Raw genomic sequence first — 22,579 nt, 5'->3', positions numbered from 1 at the left:
CTACAACGTCATCACCCCCGGGCGCGGCTCCTTGAGCGCGTAGCTCACTGCGCTCAGCGGGGCGCCGGCCTCTTCGAGCGCGGCGCGGCGGCCGGCGGGGTTGGTCGAGAGTTGCGCGGCTTCCCAGCGGCTGGTCGCGGCGAAGCACTCATGCGCGAGGCAGCGCGCGACGAAGCCCGCGGTGCGCGGCCAGCGTTCGGCATCGACCTCGAATCCGGCATAGCGCGCATTGGGAAAGAAGCTCGCCAGCGCCACGTCCGCCAGCCCGATCTCGCCGAAGAGGAAGCCGTCTGCGGGCACTTGCCCTTCCAGATAGTCGAGCACCATGGGCATGTCGGTTTCGAGCGTCGCGGCGATGCGCGCTTCGTCGCCCGGTTCCTTCCACACCAGCGGGTGGACGACCTTCTGGTAGAACAGGCCCCAGATGAAGACATCGCCCATGCGCGTGTCGGCGAATTCCTCGAGCCAGCGCGCGCGGGCGCGATCGGCGGGGGTCGCGGGCAGCAGCGCGTGGCGGTCGGGATATTGCTCGTCGAGCCAGGCGCAGATCACCGAGCTGTCGGACAGCGCGAGGTCGCCCTGCACCAGCACCGGGATGCGGCGCAGCGGCGAGAGGCGGGTGAAGGCGTCATTGCCGTAGAAGGGGGTGATCGGGTCGATCGTATAGGCGAGGCCCTTCAAGGCCATGCAGGCGAGCACCTTGCGCACATAGGGGCTGACGAAGCTGCCGATGATGAGGATATCCTCGTCCGGCGCGGCGCCCGCCCCCTGCGCCGCGCGCTCAGTCATGCTCGCGATCGCCCTGGCCCATGTAGAGCTCGCGGCCGGTTTCCTCGTAGACGCGGCTCATTTGCTCCATGCCTGCCTCGGCATTCTCGACCGGCGCGGTGGCGGCGAGGTAGCTGTCCGAGTTCTGCTTCGCCGCGAAGTCGCGCACTTCCTGCGTGATCTTCATGCTGCAGAACTTGGGCCCGCACATGCTGCAGAAATGCGCGGTCTTGGCGCCTTCTGCGGGGAGCGTCTGGTCGTGATATTGCTCGGCCGTGTCGGGGTCGAGGCTGAGGTTGAACTGGTCGCGCCAGCGGAATTCGAAGCGGGCCTTGCTCAATGCATCGTCGCGGACCTTGGCCGCCGGGTGGCCCTTGGCGAGGTCGGCGGCGTGGGCGGCGAGCTTGTAGGTCACCACGCCGACCTTCACGTCGTCGCGGTCGGGCAGGCCGAGGTGTTCCTTGGGCGTGACGTAGCAGAGCATGGCGGTGCCGTACCAGCCGATCTGCGCCGCGCCGATGCCGCTGGTGATGTGGTCGTAGCCGGGCGCGATATCGGTCACGAGCGGGCCGAGCGTGTAGAAGGGCGCTTCGCCGCAGGCCTCGAGCTGCTTGTCCATGTTCTCCTTGATCTTGTGCATCGGCACGTGGCCGGGGCCTTCGATCATCACCTGGACGTCCTGCTCCCAGGCGCGCTTGGTGAGCTCGCCCAGCGTGTAGAGCTCGGCGAACTGGGCTTCGTCGTTGGCGTCGGCGATAGAGCCGGGGCGCAGGCCGTCGCCCAGCGAATAGGCGATGTCATAGGCCTTCATGATCTCGGTGATCTCGTCGAAGCGCTCGTAGAGGAAGCTCTCCTTGTGATGCGCGAGGCACCATTTCGCCATGATCGAGCCGCCGCGCGACACGATGCCGGTGACGCGCTTGGCAGTCATCGGGACATAGGGCAGGCGGACCCCTGCGTGGATGGTGAAATAGTCGACGCCCTGCTCGGCCTGCTCGATCAGCGTGTCGCGGAAGATTTCCCAGGTCAGGTCCTCGGCAATGCCGCCGACCTTTTCCAGCGCCTGGTAGATTGGCACGGTGCCGATGGGGACGGGCGAGTTGCGGATGATCCATTCGCGCGTGTCGTGGATGTTGCGCCCCGTCGAGAGGTCCATGACAGTGTCGGCGCCCCAGCGGATCGACCAGACCATCTTGTCGACTTCGGAGGCGACGTCGGAGGCGACGGCGGAGTTGCCGATATTGGCGTTGATCTTGACGAGGAAGTTGCGCCCGATCGCCATCGGTTCGGTTTCGGGGTGGTTGATGTTGGAGGGGATGATCGCGCGGCCGCGCGCGACCTCGTCGCGGACGAATTCGGGGGTGACGTAATCGGGCAGGTTGGCGCCCCAGGGCTGGCCGTCATTGCGCGCGGTCAGGCGGGCGGCCTCGTCGCGCAGCATCTCGCGCCCGAGGTTCTCGCGCTCGGCGACATATTCCATCTCGGGGGTGATGATGCCGCGGCGGGCGTAGTGCATCTGGCTGACGTTCATGCCGGGCTTGGCGCGAAGGACCTTCTTCGCCACGTTCGGGAAGGCGGGGACGCCGCCCGAACGGTCGGGGCCGAGCTGGCCGTTGTCTTCGGGCTTCACTTCGCGCGCGTCGTATTCCTCAACGTCGCCGCGCGCCATGATCCACGCGCGGCGCTTCTGCTCGAGGCCCTTGCGGATGTCGATCTGCGCATCGGGATCAGTATAGGGGCCGCTGGTGTCGTAGACGCGCACTGGCAATTCGCCGCCCTCGAGGTCGATCTCGCGCATGGCGACCTGGATACCGCTGCCGGATTTCGCACCGACATGGACCTTGCGGCTGCCGCGGATCGGACCGGTGGTGACTTCGATATTCTCTCCCGAGGGGGGGATGTCGAAATTGCTGTTGATGTCGGCCATGGGTCTACTCTCCAAATGGCGGATGGAGAGCGGGCTTCGATCGCGTGCCGCCCACTCCCTCCGCCGATGCTAATCGGTTCAGGTTCGACGGGTCGGACGCAGCTACGCGCCCCTCTCAGCCACAGCTGGCTCCCCGGGGATGGCGGCCGGTTTAGGCGCATGGAGACAATCCCGCAACCGTCGATGCGGTCGCCCGGACCGGCTTCAGGGTTGCTCGTAGCTCTCGATCCGCGCGTCCACGGTGCGCGGCGGGCTGTCCCAGGCGATGACGAAGGTCTTGCTTTCTGCCTGCGCCATGCGCTCGATCTCGACCACGCGTTCTTGAGCGCCATCACTCACCACCAGCCGCACGGTGTGCGCGGTCCTCGTCCCACGGTTGGTCACCTCGACCGGGAGCAGGAACTGGCCGTTCTGGCTGCGCATCTCGTCGAATTTCGGCTCGGTCTCGAAACGGACTTCCTTTTCGGGTCGGGTCGCTTCGAAGACGAGTATGCCGATCAGCAAGAGCAGCAGCAGCAGGCTGACGAGACGCACGATCCAGCCGAGCACTGTGGGCGGGTGCCCGCCCTCCTCCTCGCCGGTCTCGCGCGTATCGGTCTGGCCGCCCGCATCGCTCCGCATTGGGCTCGCTTGAGTCACAGGATCAATCTCCCTCCAGCGCCACCCAACGTGGTCGCATAGGTCAAGGCAACGGTCTGGGGCAGCCAGACCTCGATCGGGTCGAGCGGAGTTCCGTAACCGAACACCCACAGCAGGATCATGCTTAGGGCGAAGGCGAGGATGTAGGCCAGCAGGGCCTCGAACCAATCGCTCGTGATGAATTTGCGATCGCTGAGATCACGCTCTTCGAACTGCGCGATGGTGACCGTAAGATAGGATATGCCGAGCGAAATCACCGCAGTGGCCAGTACCAACCACCAGCTTTGTCCTTGCACGATGAGCTTGGTTTCCTGCGTGGGCGCGATGTTAAAGGCAAACAGGAAACCACCGAGAAAGGAACCCAGCAGCACCTGCGTGTCTAGGCCGAACGCTGTCTGGCCGACCTTGGCGCTATCCCCGGCGCCGAGCTGGTTGATCGCCACCGCCGCCCCCATGCTCATCGGGATGGTTTCAAGCGCGATGAGTTTGATCGTGATGTAGAAATTCAGCGCGGGTCCGACAATGCCGGTTACAGTCAGGGTTATGACACTGGCGAACATGCCGATGCCGAGTGCGACCACCGCGTCCCACCACTTCGACTTCGACCACTGGCGATGGCGGAAGCCCGAGAATTCCAGGTAAAGCCGGTTGAGCCCGATCGAGAGCAACAGGAAGACGAGCAGCACCCAATCGGAAATGTCGCGCGCGGTGAGCCACATTTCCTCGGTGAAGAGCAGCGGTAGCGAGACGAACAGCGCGCCGGCAATACCACGGGCGAGGTCCCGGATTTCGACCTGGCCGGCCGGACAGCATTCGCGACCATCGTCGATCGGCTGGTTCCACTTGGTAGTTCTCAACCAAGGGCTGCTCGTGAAAGCCTGCACCACGATATCTTGCCCCCGTTTCGATCTGGCATGCCGGAGGCACACATTAGAGGTTGAAACCGTCACGCCTCGACAAGTTCCCGCCCCCCCCGACTGAGCCGCGCGGCATTCGGGCAGACGGGCGAGACTCCGTCACAATGATGCAACTGATTTGCATTAGCCTTGACTCTTGCAAGTGACTCGCATTAGCGGGCTGGCAAGTTCAGACGAGGAAATCATCATGCACATCGCTTCCCCCGCCGCGCGGCTGCTTGCCAGCATCGCGCTCGCCCCTGCCCTCTTGTCCGCCGCGCCCGCCATGGCCGAGGCAATGATGGACAGCGCCGAAAGTGCGCCCGGCATCATCGTGCGGGGCGAGCGGCAGGACGATCCGCCGCGCAGCGCGACCAAGCTGCCGCTCGCCCTGGTCGACACGCCGCAATCGGTCAGCGTGATCGGCGAGGACCTGATCGAGGATTTCGGCTTCGACGAGATCAACGACGCGCTTGCCGTCGTGCCCGGCGTCCAGGTCGAGCAGGTGGAAACCGACCGCACCTATTACACCGCGCGCGGCTTCGACATCAGCTGGCTGATGGTCGACGGGCTGGCGACGCCCAATGTCTACGGCCCCACCAGCGGCTCGCTCGATACCGTGTTCTACAGCCGTGTCGAAGTGGTGCGCGGCGCCAATGCATTGCTTTCGGGCATCGGCAATCCGGCGGGAACGATCAATTTCATCCGCCGCCGCCCGACCGGCGAGACCGGCGGTTCGGCCGCGCTGAGCTATGGCTCGTGGGACACGTTCCGCGGCGAAGCCGATCTCGACCTGGCGCTCGATGAAAGCGGCAGCTGGGGGCTGCGGGCGACCGGCGCGATCACCAGCGGGGAATCGCATCTGCGCGACTACACCGCCGATCGCTTTGCCGGGCAGATCGTCCTCGTCGGCGATCTCGCCCCGAACCTGTCGGTCGCGCTCGGCTATTCGCACCAGCAGAACAATGCCGACAACGTATTGTGGGGCGCGCTGCCGCTGATCCACACCGACGGATCGCCGACCGATTACCCGGTCGGCACTTCGACCACGCAGGACTGGACCTTCTGGGACACGACCAACAGCCGCGGCTTTGCCGAAGCGGCGCTCGGCCTCGCCGAGAACTGGACGCTGAGGACCGTCCTCACACGCCAGGACATTTCGAGCGATTCGGAACTGTTCTATGTCTACGGAACACCCGACCCGGCGACCGGCCTCGGCCTGTTCGGCTATCCGGGCGCCTATAATTACGACACCGGCGGCTGGATCTGGGACACGGAGCTTGCCGGCACATTCGCCGCCTTCGGGCGCGAGCACGATGTCTCGGTGGGCGTGCAATACAGCGATACCGGTTTCCACTATCTCGGGCGCTCGGTCCCCTTCGCCGATCCCGCATGGGGCGCGCTCCCGGCGCTGCCCGACTGGACCGGGCAGGAGGTCGGCCGCCCGGCCTACGATCCGCCCGCCGAGCAGGCCGATTTCGATTATCGCATGTGGCGCGCCTATGCCGCGACGCGGCTCGAGCTGACCGACCGGCTGAGCCTGATCGGCGGCGCCAACGTCATCGACGTCACCTCCGACGGAGTGAGTTTCGGGGTCAATTTCGGGCGCAAGGAGAGCGCGATCAGCCCCTTCGCCGGGGTGACCTTCGAGGCCTTCGACGGCCTCAACCTCTATGCCAGCTATTCGGACATCTTCCTGCCGCAGCACGAAACCGGCACCGACCTCACCCCGCTCGGCGCGGCCAGGGGCGAGAGCATGGAAGTGGGCCTCAAGGCGCAGACCCCCGATGGCGCGCTGCTCGGCACGCTGGCGCTGTTCCGCGCCGAACAGTCGAACCTCGCCGAATCCGTTGGGCTCGACCCCACCACGGGTCAGACGCTCTACACCGGGATCGACGTGGTCAGCCAGGGCGCCGAAATCGAGATCGCCGGCCGGATCGGCGAAGGGCTGGTAGTCCAGGCGGGGCTGACGCATCTCTCGCTGGAAGATGGCACGGGCACCGAAGTGCGCAGCTACGTGCCGCGAACGACCGCCGATGTGGCGCTGCGCTGGCAGCCGACCGAGCGCCTCTCGCTCGGCGCGGTGCTCGCCTGGCAGGACGATGTCCATGTCGACACCGCCTATGGCCGGGTCGAGCAGGATGCCTATGCCACGCTGCAATTGCAGGCCGGCTACCAGCTGACCGACGCTCTCGAACTGCAGGCCAACATCGCCAACGTCACCGACGAGAAATACCTCGCGAGCCTCTATTGGGAGCAGGCCTATTACGCCAAGCCGCGCAATTACACGCTGACGCTGCGGGGCAGTTTCTGATGTCCGACGGCACGTTGTGGCTCGGCTGCGCGCTCGCGGCGGGGGGCGTGGCGGTGCTGCGCCTGTCATGGGGGCGACCACACCGCGATCGCGGCCTCAATGCGCTCGGCTGGGCCGGGATCGCCGGGGGAACGCTGCTCGCGGGCCTCTCCGAGGGGGCCTGGGGCGTGGCGGTGGCAGTGCTATGTGCCACAAGCGCCGCGGCCCTGCTGCTCGCCCATTCCGCCGTGGAGAAACCGCGTGCGGCGCGTCGATCCGCCCCCACCGTTCGGATTGCCGCATCCGCCGCGCGGCCTGCGCGCCCGATCCACGGCCTGACGACTTTCGTGCTGGGCGGACCGCTGGCGCTGGCAGTGGCGGTGGTCCTCGCGCTCGCGATCCGTGTTGCGGCGATGCGCTGGCCGGTCGCCGAGGCCGACGGCAATGTCATGGTCCTCGCGCTGGTGCCGCTGCTCTGGCCGCTGCTCGCATTCGCGATGCTGATGACCGAGCGCCGCCGCGCGCAATTCGCCATGCTGCTCGTGCCGCTCGCCGGCGCCGCGGTCCCGCTCCTGCTGCTGGGGAGCGCCGCATGAGTGCGCTGCTGTCCAAGGACATCGTCCGCCGCGGCGTGGCCGCGCATTCGGCGATCGGCCTGATCTGCTGCGCGCTGCTCTATCTCATCTGCGTCAGCGGCGCGACGATCATGCTCTACGAGGAATTCCAGCGGCTCGAGCAGCGCGATGCACCCGAGATGGACAGCATTGCGCCGCAGGCGGTCGAGCGCGCGGTGGCCGCAGTCGTCGCCTCCGAGGCGGGGCAGGCCCCGACCACGCATCTCTACGTCCACATGCCGACCGAGGCGCTGCCGCGCACCACGATCACCACCGACACGCAGGCTGTGCATGTCGATGCGACGGGCGCGATTGCGGTGCCTGAGGAAAACGCCTGGTCCGAATTCCTGCTCGCGCTGCATTACCGGCTCAACCTGCCACCGGTCTGGGGGATGACGCTGGTCGGGATGTTCGGGGCGATGATCGTCGCGCTCGGCATATCGGGCGTGGTCGCGCATCCGCGCATCTTCCGCGACGCCTTCCGCCTGCGCGCGCGCCGCAAGGACGAGATCGCGACGCTCGACTGGCACAATCGGCTGGCGGTGTGGACGCTACCCTTCGCGCTCGCGATCGCGCTGACCGGGGCGATGATCGGGCTGTTCTACGTCGCGGGCTTCTCGCTCGCCGCGACGGCCTATGACGGCGACAGCGATGCGGCGCTGGCGCCGGTCTTCGGGGCGGAGGGCGAGGCCGACCCGGCCCCTGCACCGCTGCCGCGCGTCGCCCCCGTGCTGGCCCATATGGCGCGCGAATACCCCGCGGTGCGCGTATCCTACGTCATCCTCCACGATCCTGGAACGCGCGGGCAGCATGTGCAGGTTATCGGCGAGCACGCGCGGCGGCTGGTCTTCGGCGAATATTACCACTTCGCGCCCGACGGCACCTTCGAGGGGACCACCGGGCTGGCCGACGGCGCGACGGGGCAGCAGTTCGCCGCCTCGATCTACAATCTGCATTTCGGCAATTACGGCGGGCTGCCGGTCAAGATCGCCTATATCGTCTTCGGCGTGGCGCTGGGCGTGGTGGTCGCCACCGGCACCTTCATCTGGCTCGACAAGCAGGCACGCAAGGGACGACCGCGGCCGCTGGTCCGGGCCGGCTGGTGGGGCGTGACGCTGGGCGTGCCGCTGGCGATCCTCGCCACGCTGATCGCCCGACTGGCGCTGGGGAACGGGGCACCCTTCGTCGCGATCTTCTGGGCGGTGACCGTCGCCACCGTGGGTCTGGCGATCGCGCGGCGGCGAGTCCGGACCAGGCGGCGCCTGCCCCCGGCCAATCCCGAATACGCGCGCTGACCGCGCCCGCCGGAAAAGGAAGAGGCCGCCGTCCCTACTTCCCGCCGGCGGCGATCCAGGCGTCGATCTTGGCTTCGAGCACGGCGAGCGGGATATTGCCCGAATTGAGCACCTCGTCGTGGAACACGCGGATGTCGAAATCCTCGCCCAGTGCAGCCTCGGCGCGCGCGCGCAGCTGCTTGATCTTCAATTCGCCGATCTTGTAGCCGAGCGCCTGGCCCGGCATCGCGATGTAGCGGGCGACCTCATTCTCCGAATAATCGCGCGGATTGCCGTTCTCGACCATGTATTCGACCGCCTGCTCGCGGGTCCAGCCGAGCGCATGCATGCCGGTATCGACGACCAGCCGCACCGCGCGCTTCAATTCGCCGTCCTCGAGCGCCTGCAGCCGGTCGACCGGATCGTCGTAAAGGCCCAATTCGTAGCCGAGGCTTTCGGCATAGAGCGCCCAGCCCTCGCCATAGGCGGTATACCAACCGTGGCGCAGCGTATCGGGCAGGCTCTCATCCTCGATCGCGAACATGATCTGGAAATGGTGCCCCGGATTGCCCTCGTGCATGTAGAGGCGGACCGAGGGGCTCAGCTCGCGCTCGGCGGCATTCCAGCCGCTGAAATAGAAAGTGCCGGGGCGCGATCCGTCCTCTGCACCCGGCTGGTAGGAGGCGGCGAGCTGGAACTGCTCGCGATAGGGCTCGTAGGGCTTGATCTGCAGTGCCGCCTCGGGCTGGCGCAGGAACATCGGCCCGATCGCGGCATCGACCTTGCGGCCGACCTCGTACCACGCCTCGGTCAGCGCCTCCTTGGTTGTGTAGACCGGCGGCCTCCGGTCGCCGCGCGCGGCAATGGTTTCGGCACGCGCCTTGGAGATGCGCGCGACCTCCGACAGGCCTAGTTCGTGGACCTCGCGCGCGGTGAGCGGCAGCGTGGTCATCTCGGCAATGCGGTAATCGTAATAGGCCTCGCCGCCCGGGTTGTCGGTCGCGCCGATACTGCTGCGGGCCCGCGGCAAGTAGGTCTCGGCGAGATAGGTCCGCAGTCGGCGCATGGCCGGGTTGAGTGTGTTTGAAAGGGCGGCATGCAATTGCGTGCGCGCCGTTTCTTTTTCGGCCTCGGTGAAGCTGTCGGGCAGGCTGCGCAGCGGGGCGAGATAGGGGTTGGTGTCGTCGGGTGCGGCGAGCTGGATGTCGAGCTGGTCGATCATCAATTCGACCGTCAGCCGCGGCAGCGTGATCCCCTGCGCCAGCCCCGTGTCGAAGCGCGCAATCACATCCTCGACCATCCGCGCATAGGCCGCGTGCCGCGCGATGTTGTTGGCGTAGTCTTCCGGCGTCTTGAACGGCATGACCCCATCGGGGGCGGAAAGGCTGGGATAGTCGCCCTGTATGCCGCGGAAATGATCGAGCGGCAGCGCCAGTTCGACGGCAAGGACCTCGGGCACGAAGCCGGCCAGCGTGCGCTGGTTGGCATATTCGAAAGTGTCGTAAGCGATCCGGTCGCCCGCATCGAGCGCCGCCCGGTCGATCATCGCCAAGGCGGCGAGGTTATCCTCGGCGGCTGTGCGTTCGGCCTCGAAACCCGCCGCCGACCAGTCGCCCAGCTTGTCGGCATGGGTGAAGTCGCCGCGATAGAAGGCGGCGATGGGGTGACGGACCAGAGCCGCGGCCTCGCTTTGCGCGAGCAGGGCGCGCAGGCGCTGCGCTTCGGTCTGCGGGGCCGCCGTTTCGGCCTGGTCCCGGGCATGGGCCGCGGGTGCGGCGAGCACGCCGGTGGCGATGGCCAGCGCCGAAGCGAGGCGCAGTGCGGTACGGTTCATCATCGTATTTCCTTCGCTGCGGGGGCAGGACTTACTGGCCGCCGCCCGCGATCCAGGCGTCGATCTTGGCTTCGAGCACGGGCAGCGGAATGTCCCCCGTGTTGAGAACCTGTTCGTGGAACTTGCGGACGTCGAAATCCTCGCCCAGCGCGGCTTGCGCCTTGGCCCGCAGCTGCTTGATCTTCAATTCGCCGGTCTTGTAGGCGAGCGCCTGTGCCGGCATCACGATATAGCGCGCGGTCTCGCTTTCGGCGAAGTCGCGCGGCTGGCCGTTGGCGACCATATATTCGATCGCCTTCTCGCGGCTCCAGCCGAGCGCATGCATCCCGGTGTCGACGACCAGCCGCACCGCGCGCAGCAATTCGCCGCCCTGCAGCGCTTCGAGCCGGTGGACCGGATCGTCGTAGAGGCCGAGTTCGTAACCGAGGCTTTCGGCATAGAGGCCCCAGCCCTCGCTGAAGGCGGTGAAGCCGCCATAGCGCATGAATTCGGGCAGCTCCTCGTTCTCGATCGCGAACATCGACTGGAAGTGGTGCCCCGGATTGCCCTCGTGCATGTAGAGGTTGATCGAGGTGCCGAGCTTTCTTTCGGCGACATTGTAGCCGCTAAAATAGAAAGTGCCCGGACGCGTGCCGTCGGCCTTGCCCGACATGTAGCTGGCGGCAAGGTTGAACTTCTCGCGATAGGGTTCGTAGGGCTCGATCCTGAGCTCGGTCTTGGGTTGGCGCAGGAAGACTTTTTCCATCAGCGGATCGACCTGCTCGGCGACGCCGTACCACGCCTGCTGGAGGTCCGCCTTGGTGGTGTAGGTTTCACCGGTGCGGCCGTTCGCCTCGGCCTTGGCGGCATCGATTGCCGCATTGATGCGCGCCACCTCGGCAAGGCCGGTCTGATGGATCTCCTCTGCGGTCAGCGGCAGCGTGGTCATCTCGGCGATGCGATAGGAATAGTAATCGTCGCCGCCCGGATTGGCGGTCGCCGCGATCGTCTCGCGAGCCTGCGACAGGTATTCATCGGCGAGATAGTCGCGCAGCTTGTGCAGCGCGGGGAACAGCGTGTCGGTCAGCACCGCGCGATGTTGTTCGGTCAAGGCGGCGCGGTCGGCCTCGTCCATCGCGTCGGGGAAGTTCTCCACCGGCGCCCAATAGGGGCTCGCCTCGGGGCCTGCGGCAAGCTGCGTGTCGAGCTGCTGGATCATTAGCTCGACCGACATGCGCGGCAGGGTGATGCCCGCTGCCGCGCCGGTGCGGAACCGGTCGATCGCCTGGTCGACGATCTTCGCAAATTCGCGGTGGCGGGCGAAGTTGTTGCGATAGTCCTCGACCGTGTCGAAGGGCATCAGCGCGCCCGGCGCGGAGAGGCGCGGATAGAAGACGTGCAGCCCGCGGAAATGATCCATCGGCAGCGCGAGGACGGTCGGGAAAACATCGGGTGCGGTCTGCGCGAGCTGGCGCTGCTGTGTGTATTCGAAGGTGTCGAAGGCAATGCGGTCGGTCGCGCCGAGCGCATCGCGGTCGATCTTCGCCAGCGCGGCGAGGTTGGCCTCCGCCGCCTTGGTTTCGGCGAGATAGGAGGCAGGCGAATAATCGCCCAGCTTGTCGGCATCGCTGAAATCGCCGCGGAAGAAGGCCGAGGTCGGATTTCGATCGAGATAGGCCGCCTCGCTCGCCTCGAACAGCGCGTGGAGCTGGTGCGCGGCGTGCTCGCCGGCGGACATGCGGGCGTGATGCTCCGCATGGTCCTGAGCGACGGCGGCGGGCGCAGCCACGGTGGCGCAGGCGATGGCGATCGCCGAAGCGAAGCGGGTCAGTCTAATGGTCATGCGAGTCTACCCCCAGGGAATCAGGCCGCGAGGCTAGCGGGGGCGGTGGCCGCGGCAAAGCCCCTTCGACCAACCGGTCAGCACAGTCCGCGAACGGCGTTCAGCCGAACTCGAGCCCTTCGAATGTGCCCGATTTGCGCCACTGGTCGATGTGGCTGAAGAACCCCATCGCCCCGGCGGGATGGCCCATGGCGAAGCGTTCCTGCTCGCCATAGCCCTGCCCTTCATTGTTGTAATAGCCGGGCGTGCATTCGGTACTGCCGAGCCGCGCGCCGGGACCGGTGAGGAGGAAATCGATCCACGCCTGCTCGGCCTCGGCGCTGGGCTCGACCGTCGCATGCCCGCCCTCTTCGGCATGTTGCACAACGCAGGCGACCGTATCGGCGTGGTCGACGAGGTTGTGCGGGTAGTTGGCGATGAAGGCCGCGGCCTGGTTCTGCTGGACGAAGAACATGTTGGGGAAGCCGTGGACGTGGAGCCCGTGGAAGCTCTTCATCCCGTCCGCCCAATAGTCCGACAGCTTTTGCCCGCCGCGCCCGGTGACGTCATAGCCCGCGCGCTCGGTGAAATCGGTGCCGACCTCGAAGCCCGAGGCATAGACGATGCAGTCGACCTCGCACTCGCGGCCATTGGCGACCACGCCTTTCGCCGTGATCCGTTCCACGCCCTTGCCGTCGGTATCGATCAAGTGGGTATTGGGGCGGGTGAAGGCCTGCAGATACTCGTCGTGGAAGCACGGGCGCTTGCACAGCTGGCGGTACCAGGCCTTCAGCTTCTCGCCCGCCTCGCCGCCGACGATTTGTTCGGCGCGCGCGCGGATTTCGCTCATCTTCTGGTTGTCGGCATCTTCGAAGGCGGCCATGATCCCTTCGGGCGTTCGCTGTTCGGGCGGCATGTCGATCACCTGCGCGCGGATACGCTTACCGAGATCGGTCCAGCCATCGTCGACAAGGTCCTCAGCCGGGAAGCCGACGCCGAGATTGGCGACGAAGTTCTCCTGCCATTTCTTTTGCCAGCCGGGCTCGGCGACGCTGTCGAACCAGTCGCGCTCCAGCGGACGGTTGTTGCGTTCGTCGACCGATGACGGGGTGCGCTGGAAGACGTAGAGCTCCTTTGCATCGCGCGCGACGTTGGGCACCACCTGCACCGCAGTCGCGCCGGTACCGATCACGGCGACGCGCTTGTCGGCCAGCCCGGTCATCGGATCGCCTTCGGGCGTGCCGCCGGTATAGCCATAGTCCCAGCGGCTGGTGTGGAAGCTCTTGCCTTCGAACAGCTCGATCCCCGGCAGGCCCGGCAGCTTGGCGACATGCAGCGGGCCGGTGCCCATCCCGACATATCTCGCCGTGAATTCATCGCCGCGATCGGTGCGCACGATCCACACCTTGAGCGCATCGTCCCATTCGAGGTCGGTCACCTGCGTGTGGAACAGCGCCTTGTCGTAGAGGTCGTATTGCCGGCCGATGCGGGTGCAATGGTCGCGGATTTCGGGGGCGTGGGCGTATTTCTCGCTCGGCATGTGCCCGGTTTCCTCGAGCAGCGGCATGTAGATCATGCTCGCCGTGTCGCACTGCGCGCCGGGATAGCGGTTCCAGTACCAGGTGCCGCCGAAATCGCCGCCCTTCTCGACGATGCGGTAGTCGGTGATCCCCACTTCCTTCAGCCGCGCACCGACGACGAGGCCGGCAAAGCCCCCGCCGATGAAAGCGAAGGTGACGTGGTCGGTGACCGGATCGCGTTCTTCGCGCGGCGTATAGGGATCGGTGGCGAGATCGGAGAATTCGCTCTCCAGCCGCTTGTATTGCGCCGAACCGTCGGCGCGCAGGCGCTTGTCGCGCTCCTCGGCGTATTTGCGCCGCAGCGCATCCTTGTCGATCACGCCATCGCCGAGCGCCGTAGCCATGCTTCTCTCTCCCCCGTCGCGCCAGTCTCGATTCGCAACCGACCCATCATGCGGCGGGGGAGGATGATCGACAAGAGCCCAGGCGGCTAGGTTCCGAGGATGCCCGGAAGGTTCAGCCCCTTCTCACGCGCGCATTCGAGCGCGTCGTCGTATCCCGCATCGGCATGGCGCATCACGCCGGTCGCGGGGTCGTTCCACAACACGCGCTCGAGCCGCCGCGCCGCATCCTCGGTGCCGTCGGCGACGATGACCATGCCGGCGTGCTGGCTGAACCCCATGCCGACCCCGCCGCCATGGTGCAGGCTGACCCAGGTGGCCCCGCTGGCGGTGTTGAGCAATGCGTTGAGCAGCGGCCAGTCGCTGACCGCGTCGCTACCGTCCCTCATCGCCTCGGTCTCGCGATTGGGGCTGGCGACCGAGCCGGAATCGAGGTGGTCGCGGCCGATCACCACCGGGGCTTTCAATTCGCCGCTTGCAACCATTTCGTTGAACGCCATGCCGAGCCGGTGGCGATCGCCCAGCCCGACCCAGCAGATGCGTGCGGGCAGGCCCTGGAAGGCTATGCGTTCGCGCGCCATGTCGAGCCAGTTGTGGAGGTGATGGTTGTCGGGCAGCAGTTCCTTCACCTTGGCGTCGGTCTTGTAGATGTCCTCCGGGTCGCCCGAGAGCGCGGCCCAGCGGAACGGCCCGACGCCGCGGCAGAACAGCGGGCGGATATAGGCGGGAACGAAACCGGGGAAGGCGAAGGCATTTTCGAGGCCCTCTTCCAGCGCGACCTGACGGATGTTGTTGCCATAGTCGAGCGTGGGGACGCCCGCGTCCCAGAAGGCAAGCATGGCTTCGACCTGTTTGCGCATCGAGGCGCGCGCGGCTTTTTCGACTGCCTTGGGATCGCTTTCGCGCTTCGCGCGCCATTCGCCCATGCTCCAGCCGAGGGGCAAATATCCGTTCACCGGATCGTGCGCACTAGTCTGGTCGGTGACGATATCGGGGCGCACCCCGCGTTTCACCAGTTCGGGGAAGACTTCGGCGGCATTGCCGAGCAGGCCGACCGATTTCGCCTCGCCCGCCGCGGTCCAGCGCTCGATCATGGCGAGCGCTTCGTCCACGCTGTCGGTCTTCTCGTCGAGGTAGCGGGTGCGCAGGCGAAAATCGATGCTCTCGGGATTGCATTCGACCGCGAGGCAGCAGGCCCCGGCCATCACCGCGGCGAGTGGCTGCGCGCCGCCCATGCCGCCAAGCCCGCCGGTGAGGATCCACTTGCCCTTGAGATCACCGCCGTAATGCTTGCGACCGGCCTCGACGAAGGTCTCGTAGGTCCCCTGCACGATGCCCTGCGTGCCGATATAGATCCACGAGCCAGCGGTCATCTGGCCGTACATCATCAGGCCCTTCCTATCGAGCTCGCTGAAGTGGTCCCAATTGGCCCAGTGCGGCACGATGTTGGAATTGGCGATCAGCACGCGCGGCGCGTCCGAATGCGTGCGGAAAACGCCGACGGGCTTGCCCGACTGGACCAGCAGCGTCTCGTCGTCGGCCAGCGTCTTGAGGCTCGCCAGGATCGCCTCGAAATCACCCCAGCTGCGCGCGGCGCGACCGATGCCGCCATAGACGACCAGCTCGTCGGGGTTCTCGGCCACCGCGCGGTCGAGATTGTTCTGGATCATCCGGAACGGCGCCTCGGTCTGCCAGCTGCCGCAGGTCAGTTCGGGCCCGGTCGGCGCCGTGATTTCGCGCGCATTGCGCCGGTCGATGGTCATGCAAGCTCTCCGAAGGTGGCCTCGATACCGGCGAAGACCTCGGCGAGTGCATCGCGCAGGTCGGCCGCTTTGTCGGCGCAATAGGCAAAGGGCGGTTCTTCCGCCTCGAGATAGGTCGATTGCGCGATCTCCATCTGGATCGCGTGGATGTTGTCGTCCGGGCGGCCATAGTGCCGCGTGGTCCAGCCGCCACGGAAGCGCCCGTTGACGACATAGCTATAGGGGCCATTGGCGCAGGCAATCGCGACCGCGCGCTCGATCGCGGGGGCGCAGGTCGCACCCATGTTCGTGCCGATGTTAAGGTCGGGCAGCGTGCCTTCGAACAGGAAGGGCAGGTGCGACTGGATCGAATGGCAATCGTAGAGCACGGCGAAGCCATGCTGGGCCCGCACGCGGTCGAGCTCGCCTTGCAAGGCCGCGTGATAGGGTGCGTGGAACAGCTCGCGGCGACGCGCGATCTCGGCCTCGTCGGGCTCCTCGCGCCACAGCGGATGGTTCTCGAAATCGACCATGGGCACCAGGCCGGTCGTGTTCTGGCCCGGGTAGAGGCTGGCCCCGTCGGGCGGGCGATTGGCATCGATCACGTAGCGGTTGAACACGGCGCGGACCACACTCGCATCGGGAACGAGCTCGTCGTAGAGCTGGGGGATATGCCAGTCGGTATCGGCCAGCATGGCCCCGCGCTCGGTCAGCCTGGCGCGGATGTCCTCGGGCACGAAGGTCCCCGAATGCGGCTGCGCGAGAACGAGCGGCGAACTGCCGGAAACGACCGTGACCGGGGTCATGGCGCAAAACCCGCAATGGTTTCGACCGCGATCCCATCGGCGAGCAGCTGCCCACCCAGCAATCCGGCCATGGCGGCGATATCGGGCTCCATCAGGCGATCTCCCGTGAGTGTCGGCGAGGCGGACCGGATGTGCTCCATCGCCCGCTGCAGCGTGGCACTGGTTTCGAGCGGGGCGCGACATTCGATCCCCTGCGCGGCCGTCATCGCCTCGATGCCGAGTATGGCGGCGAGATTGGCGTTCATTTCGAACAGGCGGCGCGCGCCGTGGCAGGCCATCGAGACATGGTCTTCCTGATTGGCCGAGGTCGGGGTCGAATCGACCACGCGCGGATTGGCGAGCGCCTTGTTCTCGCTCATCAGCGCGGCGCTGGTGACTTCGGCGATCATCAGGCCCGATTGCAGCCCCGGCGAAGGAGCGAGGAAGGCGGGCAGGCCGAAGCTCAGCGCCGGATCGACCAGCAGCGCGATGCGCCGCTGCGCGATGGCGCCGATCTCGGACACGGCGATGGCGATCCCATCGGCCGCCATGCCCACCGGCTCGGCATGGAAATTGCCGCCCGAAACGATCGCGCCATCGCTGAGGACCAGCGGGTTATCGGTCGCGGCATTGGCCTCGATCCTAAGGACGTTCCCGGCATGGGCGAGCTGGTCGAGACAGGCGCCGATCACCTGCGGCGCGCAGCGCAGGCAATAGGGGTCCTGCACGCGCAGATCGTCCTCGCGGTGGCTCTCGCGGATTTGCGAACCGGCGAGCAGCGCCCGGATCGTGCGCGCGGCGATGATCTGGCCGCGATGGCCGCGCAGCGTGTGGATTTCGTCGCGGAAGGGCGCGGTCGACCCCATCGCGGCATCGAGCGAGAGCGCGGTGGTGACAAGCGAATTGACCGCCAGCCGCCAGCTGTCGAACAGCGCAGCGAGCGCGAGCCCGGTCGAGACCTGGGTGCCATTGAGCAGCGCGAGCCCTTCCTTGGCCTCGAGCACGAGCGGTTCGAGCCCGGCACGCTGCAGCGCCTCCCCCGCAGCCATGCGTTCGCCGCGATGGAAGGCATCGCCCTCGCCGATCAGCGTCGCCGCGACATGGGCGAGCGGAGCGAGGTCGCCCGAAGCGCCGACCGAGCCTTTCTCGGGCACCACGGGGATGACCCCCGCTTCGACCAATTGCTGCAGCCGCTCGACCACCACGGGCCGCACGCCCGAGGCGCCACGCCCGAGCGAGAGGCATTTGAGCGCTATGATGAAGCGGACGATTTCGGGTGCCAATGGCTCGCCGAAACCGGCACTGTGCGAGAGCACGAGATTGCGCTGGAGCGTTCCGAGATCGGTATCGCCGATGCGCACGCTGGCGAGTTTGCCGAAGCCGGTGTTGACGCCGTAGATCGCCTCGCCCGAGCCGAGCGCCGTGGTGAGCCGCTCGGCCGATTGCGCCACCGCCGCCATCGCCGCATCGTCGATCCGGAAGGGATCGGGCGAGCGATAAAGCGCTTCGAGTTCGGCCAGCCCGAGCGATCCGGGCGCAAGGTCATGCATGTGTGTAGGTTCCTGCAGTGATCCGGCCGCGCAGCAGGCGCCCGCCGATCCAGTAGCTGAGGTAGTCGGGGTGGGAGACGTCCCATACGGCGAGATCGGCGCGCTTGCCGGGTTCGATGGTCCCGTATTCGGCTCCAAGCCCCAGCGCCTTCGCCCCGTTTCGGGTCGCGCCCGCGAGCGCTTCTTCGGCGGTCAGCCGGAACAGCGTGCACCCCATGTTCATCGCGAGACGCAGCGAGGAGAGCGGCGAGCTGCCGGGGTTGCAATCGGTCGCCAGCGCCATCGCCACGCCCGCCTCGCGCAGCGCGTCGATCGGCGGCAGCCGCGTTTCGCGCAGCGCATAGAAGGCGCCCGGCAGCAGCACCGCGACGACACCCTTCTCGGCCAGAGTCGGCACATCCTCGGGCGCAAGCCATTCGAGGTGGTCGACCGATAGCGCATCGTATTCGGCGGCGAGCACCGCGCCCTTGAGATCGCTCAGCTGCTCGGCATGGAGCTTGACCCTGATGCCGAGTTCGCGCGCCGTGTCGAAGACGCGGCGGATCTGGTCGGGGGTGAAGCCGATGCCTTCGCAGAACCCGTCGACCTCATCGACCAGCCCTTCGGCGGCGGCGTCTTCGAGGCCGGGAATGACGACCTCGTCGATATAGCGGTCGGCTGTGCCCTCATATTCGGGGGGCAGCGCATGCGCGGCGAGCCAGCTGGTCACGATCCGCACCGGACGCTCGGCCTCGATCGAGCGCGCAACGCGCAGCATGCGCAATTCGTGTTCGATACTGAGCCCGTAGCCCGACTTGACCTCCACCACAGCGACCCCGTCGGCGATCAGGTCGTCCACCCGGCGCAGCGCGCTGGCGAGCAGGTCCTCGTCCGAGGCCGCGCGCGTGGCGGAAACGGTTGAGCGGATACCGCCCCCCGCACGCGCGATCTCTTCATAGCTCGCGCCTTCGAGCCGCAGCGCGAATTCACGGGCGCGGTCGCCGCCGAAGACGAGATGCGTATGGCAATCGACCAGCGCGGGAGTGACGAGCGCGCCGCCGAGATCGACCTGCTCGAAGCCGGCATAGGCTTGCGGCAATTCCGCCTGCGGTCCGACCCAGGCGATCCGCCCGTCCTCCACCGCGACTACCGCATCTTCGACCAGCCCATAGCCGCGCTCGCCCTCGACCAGGGTCGCAGCGCGGCAATGGGTGAAGACTCGGCCGGTCATGCTCTTGCGTGGCTCCTCTCTGTGTGATTATGTATGCACATAATAAGCGAAAGGCGCAACGGCAAATGGGCAGCATCATATCGGCGCGGCAGGTTCTCACGCCTTCGGGCTGGCTCGCCGATCAGGCGATCCATATCGACGATGCGGGTACGATTGCCGAAGTCTCGCCGCGCGGCTTCGATGCGGCGCAGGCAGTCGGCACCGTCCTGCCCGGGCTCGCCAATGTCCACACGCACAGCTTCCAGCGCGCGATGGCGGGGTTGGCCGAAGCGCGCGGCCCCGCTGGGGTGGACGATTTCTGGACCTGGCGGCAGGTCATGTACCGCTTCCTCGACGTGCTCACGCCCGAGCAAATCGAGGCGGTGGCCGCGCTGGTACAGCTCGAGATGGCGGAGGCCGGCTATGCAGCCTCGGCCGAGTTTCACTATCTCCACCACCGCGTCGGCGGCGGGCATTACGACGACATGGCCGAGACCTCGCGCGCGATCTTCGCTGCCAGCGAGGCGAGCGGAATGGGTCTCACGCACCTGCCGGTGCTCTATAGCTACGGCGGGCTCGATGGGCGTGCGCTGAAGGGCGGGCAATTGCGCTTCGGTTGCACGGTGGCGGAATTCGAGACGCTGTACGCACGCATCGCCGATGTCGCGCGCGCCCTGCCCGCCGACTTCCGCCTCGGCGTCGCCCCGCATTCGCTGCGCGCGGTCGACCGCGCCGGGCTCGATGCCTGCCTCGCGCTGTGCCCCGAGGGACCACTGCACCTCCATGCCGCCGAACAGGTCAAGGAAGTCGAGGAGGTCGAAGCGCATCTCCATGCCCGCCCCGTGCGCTGGCTGCTCGACAATCTGCCCATCGACGAGCGCTGGTGCCTGATCCACGCGACCCATCTCGATGCAGGCGAAGTCACTGACCTTGCCGCCTCCTGCGCGGTCGCGGGGCTGTGCCCGACGACCGAGGCGAACCTTGGCGACGGCATCTTCGCCGCGCGCGACTATCTCGCTGCGGCCGGGCGCTACGGCGTGGGATCGGATTCGAACATCCGTATCTCGGTGGCGGAAGAGTTGCGCATGCTCGAGGTCTCGCAGCGGCTCGCGCATCGCCAGCGCGCGGTGCTCAGTGACGATGCCACCCGCTCGACCGGGCGCTATCTCTACGAGCGCGCCGCGCGCGGCGGGGCGCAGGCGATCGGGCGCAATTCCGGAGCGATCGAGGCTGGGCGGCTGGCCGACGTGGTCGCGCTGCGCGACGATTTGCCCTTCCTCGACTGGCCGCGGCCCGACCAGCGGCTCGATGCGTGGATCTTCGGGGTCGAAGCGCGTGCGGTGAGCGATGTATGGTCCGCCGGACGCCATATTGTACGTGACGGTAATCATGTTCGCGCAGCTGCCATCCGGGCGCGCTTCGCCAAGACCATTCGCGAGCTGGGTGCGGCGCTGTGAACGCGCGGACGCACCGCGGCATCCGCGCAGCAATCCGCGCGCGCATCGTCGCGGGCGAATGGCAGCTGGGCGAGCTGATCCCCGGCGAGGCCGACTTCGCGCAGGAATACGGCTGCTCGCGGACCACGGTGAACCGCGCGTTGCAGGCGCTTGCCGAAGAAGGGATGGTCGAGCGCAAGCGGAAGGGCGGAACCCGCGTGCGCCCCCTGCCGCTGCCGCAAGCGCAACTGCGCATTCCGCTGCTGCGCGAACAGGTCGAGGAATCCGGCCGGGCCTATCGCTGCGACACGATAGTGCGGCGAGTTGCACGACCGCCGCAATCCGCCGCCGAACGGCTCGGCACGGGCGAGACCGAGGCGGCCTATCTCGAAACGCTCCATTTCGCCGACGAACGCCCCTTCGCCTTCGAGACCCGGTGGATCAGCCTCGCCGCCGTGCCGCAATTCGCCGAGGCCGAGCTTGGGGAATTGAGCGCCAACGAATGGCTCGTCCGCACGGTCCCCTTCACCCGCGGCGAAGTTGCGCTCTCGGCGGCGACGGCCGGGGAGCGGATCGCCGGCCTGCTCGATACGCAGCAGGATGCAGCGCTGTTCACCATGGACCGCACCACCTGGCTCGAGGATCGCCCAGTCACCACCATGCGGCTGCATTACACGCCCGGCTACACGCTGGAATTCCCGATCTAGCCCGCCGCCAGCGCCTTGCCGCCGCGACTGGCCACTGCGCCGAGCCCGAAGAGCAGCGCGAGCACCCAGGCGAGAAATCCGATGGCCGGGATCATTCCCACCAGCAGGATGGTCGCCGCGCCCAGCACGGGCCACAGCAGCCGTGCGCCCCATCCCGTGGGCGGGGTGTCGGCGCGGGTGGCCAAGCGGCGTTCCTCCATGCCGATGAAATGGGCGCTCGCGGCGACCGCCACCGGGGTGATCGCCAGGCAGATGGCGGCCACCAGCAGCGCCAGCGGCACGCCGACCACGCTGGCGAAGAGCAGCACGATGACGAAGGGAGCGACGAGCGCGACGAGAATCCCGATACCGGCGCTGCGCAGCGGCCGCGTACGGAGGAACTCGGTGGTGGAACGCATCAGGCCGGGGACCGCCGCGGCAATGGCGAGGACGAGCAGGGTGAAACCGGCCAGCGCCGCCAGCGCCAGCATGCCCGACAGTTCACCCGCGCCGCGGCCCCAGTTTTCGAGCGCCGATTTTTCGCCAGGCGGGAGCATACGCCGTTCGCCGGTGATCACCGCTCCGGGTTCGATCACCAGATTGTCGGTACGATAGAGCAGGTTCCCGCCGATCCGCGCATGCGGGCCCAACGTCACCTTCTCGCCGCTCAGCCGCGCATCGCCGCCCACCGCGCTGTCGAGCCGGATCTCGCCCGCCGCCACGCGCAAATCCGCCGGGACGGGCGCGTCGATGCGAACCTCGCCGCCCGCGACGACGGCCGAACCCCCGATGCGGAAAGCCCGCTCGATGCGGATCGTGCCTCCGGTGGCCACCACGTCGTCCGCCACCGCGCCGTCGAGCAGGGCGACCTCGCCCCCGGCGGCCAGGAGATCCTCGAGTGCGACACGGCGCAGCGAGATCTCCCCACCGGCAACCACCAGATGGTCCGCACTCGTCCCGTCGACCCGGACCCGTGCCCCCGCAGCGAAGACATCGTCGCTCGATTTCACCTGCAGGTTGACGTCTTCGGCGGAGAAGAACGACATGTCGGGCAGCCGCGGCCCGACATCGAGCTCGTCGCCGATTTCCCCGGTGATCTGCGAGTGGAGCGCGCCGGCCGAGAGCGTGACGAGCAGGGCAAGCGCGCCCAGCACGAGCCTGCGGGCCCCGCCGCGATGTCGGCGCGCAGGCCGCACTGCGGTACTCTCCATGGTCCCGGTCATC

General features: G+C 67.1%; 17 protein-coding genes and 1 riboswitch. Of the genes, 5 read left to right on the top strand and 12 right to left on the bottom strand.

Annotated features, from left to right (window positions below):
- The 4 genes from ACEQZ0_RS10345 to ACEQZ0_RS10330 form a co-directional block, all read right to left on the bottom strand.
- Entirely contained in the window at positions 1-789 is a 789-nt protein-coding gene (locus ACEQZ0_RS10345) for a glutathione S-transferase family protein (RefSeq protein ID WP_370190697.1), read from the bottom strand.
- Complete coding sequence (gene thiC, locus ACEQZ0_RS10340; RefSeq protein ID WP_370190696.1) at positions 782-2,695, bottom strand: phosphomethylpyrimidine synthase ThiC; 1,914 nt, start codon at positions 2,693-2,695, stop codon at positions 782-784. Before thiC ends, ACEQZ0_RS10345 begins: the two co-directional genes overlap by 8 nt.
- Positions 2,696-2,732: 37 nt before the next feature.
- A riboswitch (TPP riboswitch) is annotated at positions 2,733-2,841 on the bottom strand.
- Between the two features lie 58 nt (positions 2,842-2,899).
- Positions 2,900-3,316: a hypothetical protein gene (locus ACEQZ0_RS10335; protein ID WP_370190695.1), complete on the bottom strand. Its 417-nt coding sequence runs from the start codon at positions 3,314-3,316 to the stop codon at positions 2,900-2,902.
- Positions 3,317-3,330: 14 nt separating this feature from the next.
- The gene (locus ACEQZ0_RS10330; RefSeq protein ID WP_370190694.1) at positions 3,331-4,191 is read right to left on the bottom strand and encodes a DUF2391 family protein; all 861 of its coding nucleotides are present in this window, start codon (positions 4,189-4,191) and stop codon (positions 3,331-3,333) included.
- Between the two features lie 247 nt (positions 4,192-4,438).
- Here ACEQZ0_RS10330 and ACEQZ0_RS10325 point away from each other — a divergent pair, with 247 nt between their 5' ends.
- Genes ACEQZ0_RS10325 through ACEQZ0_RS10315 form a run of 3 tightly spaced genes read left to right on the top strand, consistent with a single transcriptional unit; the run spans position 4,439 to position 8,432 of the window.
- The gene (locus ACEQZ0_RS10325; protein WP_370190693.1) at positions 4,439-6,544 is read left to right on the top strand and encodes a TonB-dependent siderophore receptor; all 2,106 of its coding nucleotides are present in this window, start codon (positions 4,439-4,441) and stop codon (positions 6,542-6,544) included.
- Positions 6,544-7,119, top strand: a complete 576-nt coding sequence (locus ACEQZ0_RS10320; protein ID WP_370190692.1) for a hypothetical protein — start codon at positions 6,544-6,546, stop codon at positions 7,117-7,119. The genes ACEQZ0_RS10325 and ACEQZ0_RS10320 overlap by 1 nt, the downstream gene beginning before the upstream one ends.
- Positions 7,116-8,432 carry a PepSY-associated TM helix domain-containing protein gene (locus ACEQZ0_RS10315; RefSeq protein ID WP_370190691.1) on the top strand — a complete coding sequence of 439 codons (1,317 nt, stop codon included), beginning with the start codon at positions 7,116-7,118 and terminating at the stop codon, positions 8,430-8,432. Before ACEQZ0_RS10320 ends, ACEQZ0_RS10315 begins: the two co-directional genes overlap by 4 nt.
- A 34-nt stretch (positions 8,433-8,466) precedes the next feature.
- Here ACEQZ0_RS10315 and ACEQZ0_RS10310 read toward each other — a convergent pair whose 3' ends face one another.
- The 7 genes from ACEQZ0_RS10310 to hutI all read right to left on the bottom strand — a co-directional run bounded on the left by ACEQZ0_RS10310 (position 8,467) and on the right by hutI (position 19,254).
- Positions 8,467-10,248 (bottom strand): DUF885 family protein, encoded by a 1,782-nt coding sequence (locus ACEQZ0_RS10310; protein WP_370190690.1) that lies wholly within the window; start codon positions 10,246-10,248, stop codon positions 8,467-8,469.
- A gap of 28 nt (positions 10,249-10,276) precedes the next feature.
- Entirely contained in the window at positions 10,277-12,067 is a 1,791-nt protein-coding gene (locus tag ACEQZ0_RS10305) for a DUF885 family protein (RefSeq protein ID WP_370190689.1), read from the bottom strand.
- A gap of 100 nt (positions 12,068-12,167) precedes the next feature.
- Positions 12,168-13,970 carry a flavin-containing monooxygenase gene (locus ACEQZ0_RS10300; protein ID WP_370190688.1) on the bottom strand — a complete coding sequence of 601 codons (1,803 nt, stop codon included), beginning with the start codon at positions 13,968-13,970 and terminating at the stop codon, positions 12,168-12,170.
- A gap of 86 nt (positions 13,971-14,056) precedes the next feature.
- Positions 14,057-15,730, bottom strand: coding sequence for a urocanate hydratase (hutU, locus tag ACEQZ0_RS10295; protein ID WP_370190687.1), 1,674 nt, complete (start codon positions 15,728-15,730; stop codon positions 14,057-14,059).
- Positions 15,727-16,515, bottom strand: coding sequence for an N-formylglutamate deformylase (gene hutG / locus ACEQZ0_RS10290; protein ID WP_370190686.1), 789 nt, complete (start codon positions 16,513-16,515; stop codon positions 15,727-15,729). Before hutG ends, hutU begins: the two co-directional genes overlap by 4 nt.
- Positions 16,512-18,044, bottom strand: coding sequence for a histidine ammonia-lyase (hutH, locus tag ACEQZ0_RS10285; protein WP_370190685.1), 1,533 nt, complete (start codon positions 18,042-18,044; stop codon positions 16,512-16,514). Before hutH ends, hutG begins: the two co-directional genes overlap by 4 nt.
- The gene (gene hutI, locus ACEQZ0_RS10280) at positions 18,037-19,254 is read right to left on the bottom strand and encodes an imidazolonepropionase (protein ID WP_370190684.1); all 1,218 of its coding nucleotides are present in this window, start codon (positions 19,252-19,254) and stop codon (positions 18,037-18,039) included. Before hutI ends, hutH begins: the two co-directional genes overlap by 8 nt.
- Before the next feature lie 65 nt (positions 19,255-19,319).
- On the opposite strand from hutI, the gene ACEQZ0_RS10275 reads away from it, so the two are divergent.
- Both ACEQZ0_RS10275 and ACEQZ0_RS10270 read left to right on the top strand, forming a co-directional pair.
- Positions 19,320-20,690: a formimidoylglutamate deiminase gene (locus tag ACEQZ0_RS10275; protein ID WP_370190683.1), complete on the top strand. Its 1,371-nt coding sequence runs from the start codon at positions 19,320-19,322 to the stop codon at positions 20,688-20,690.
- Complete coding sequence (locus ACEQZ0_RS10270) at positions 20,687-21,376, top strand: GntR family transcriptional regulator (RefSeq protein WP_370190682.1); 690 nt, start codon at positions 20,687-20,689, stop codon at positions 21,374-21,376. The genes ACEQZ0_RS10275 and ACEQZ0_RS10270 overlap by 4 nt, the downstream gene beginning before the upstream one ends.
- On the opposite strand, the gene ACEQZ0_RS10265 is transcribed toward ACEQZ0_RS10270, so the two are convergent.
- Entirely contained in the window at positions 21,373-22,578 is a 1,206-nt protein-coding gene (locus tag ACEQZ0_RS10265; RefSeq protein WP_370190681.1) for a hypothetical protein, read from the bottom strand. The two genes, ACEQZ0_RS10270 and ACEQZ0_RS10265, sit on opposite strands and share 4 nt — an antisense overlap.
- Between the last annotated feature and the right edge of the window lies 1 nt (position 22,579).

Source organism: Qipengyuania sp., assembly GCF_964227205.1.
In the GTDB taxonomy this organism is placed as follows: Bacteria; Pseudomonadota; Alphaproteobacteria; order Sphingomonadales; family Sphingomonadaceae; genus Qipengyuania.
This window is presented reverse-complemented; position numbering and strand designations above follow the sequence as displayed.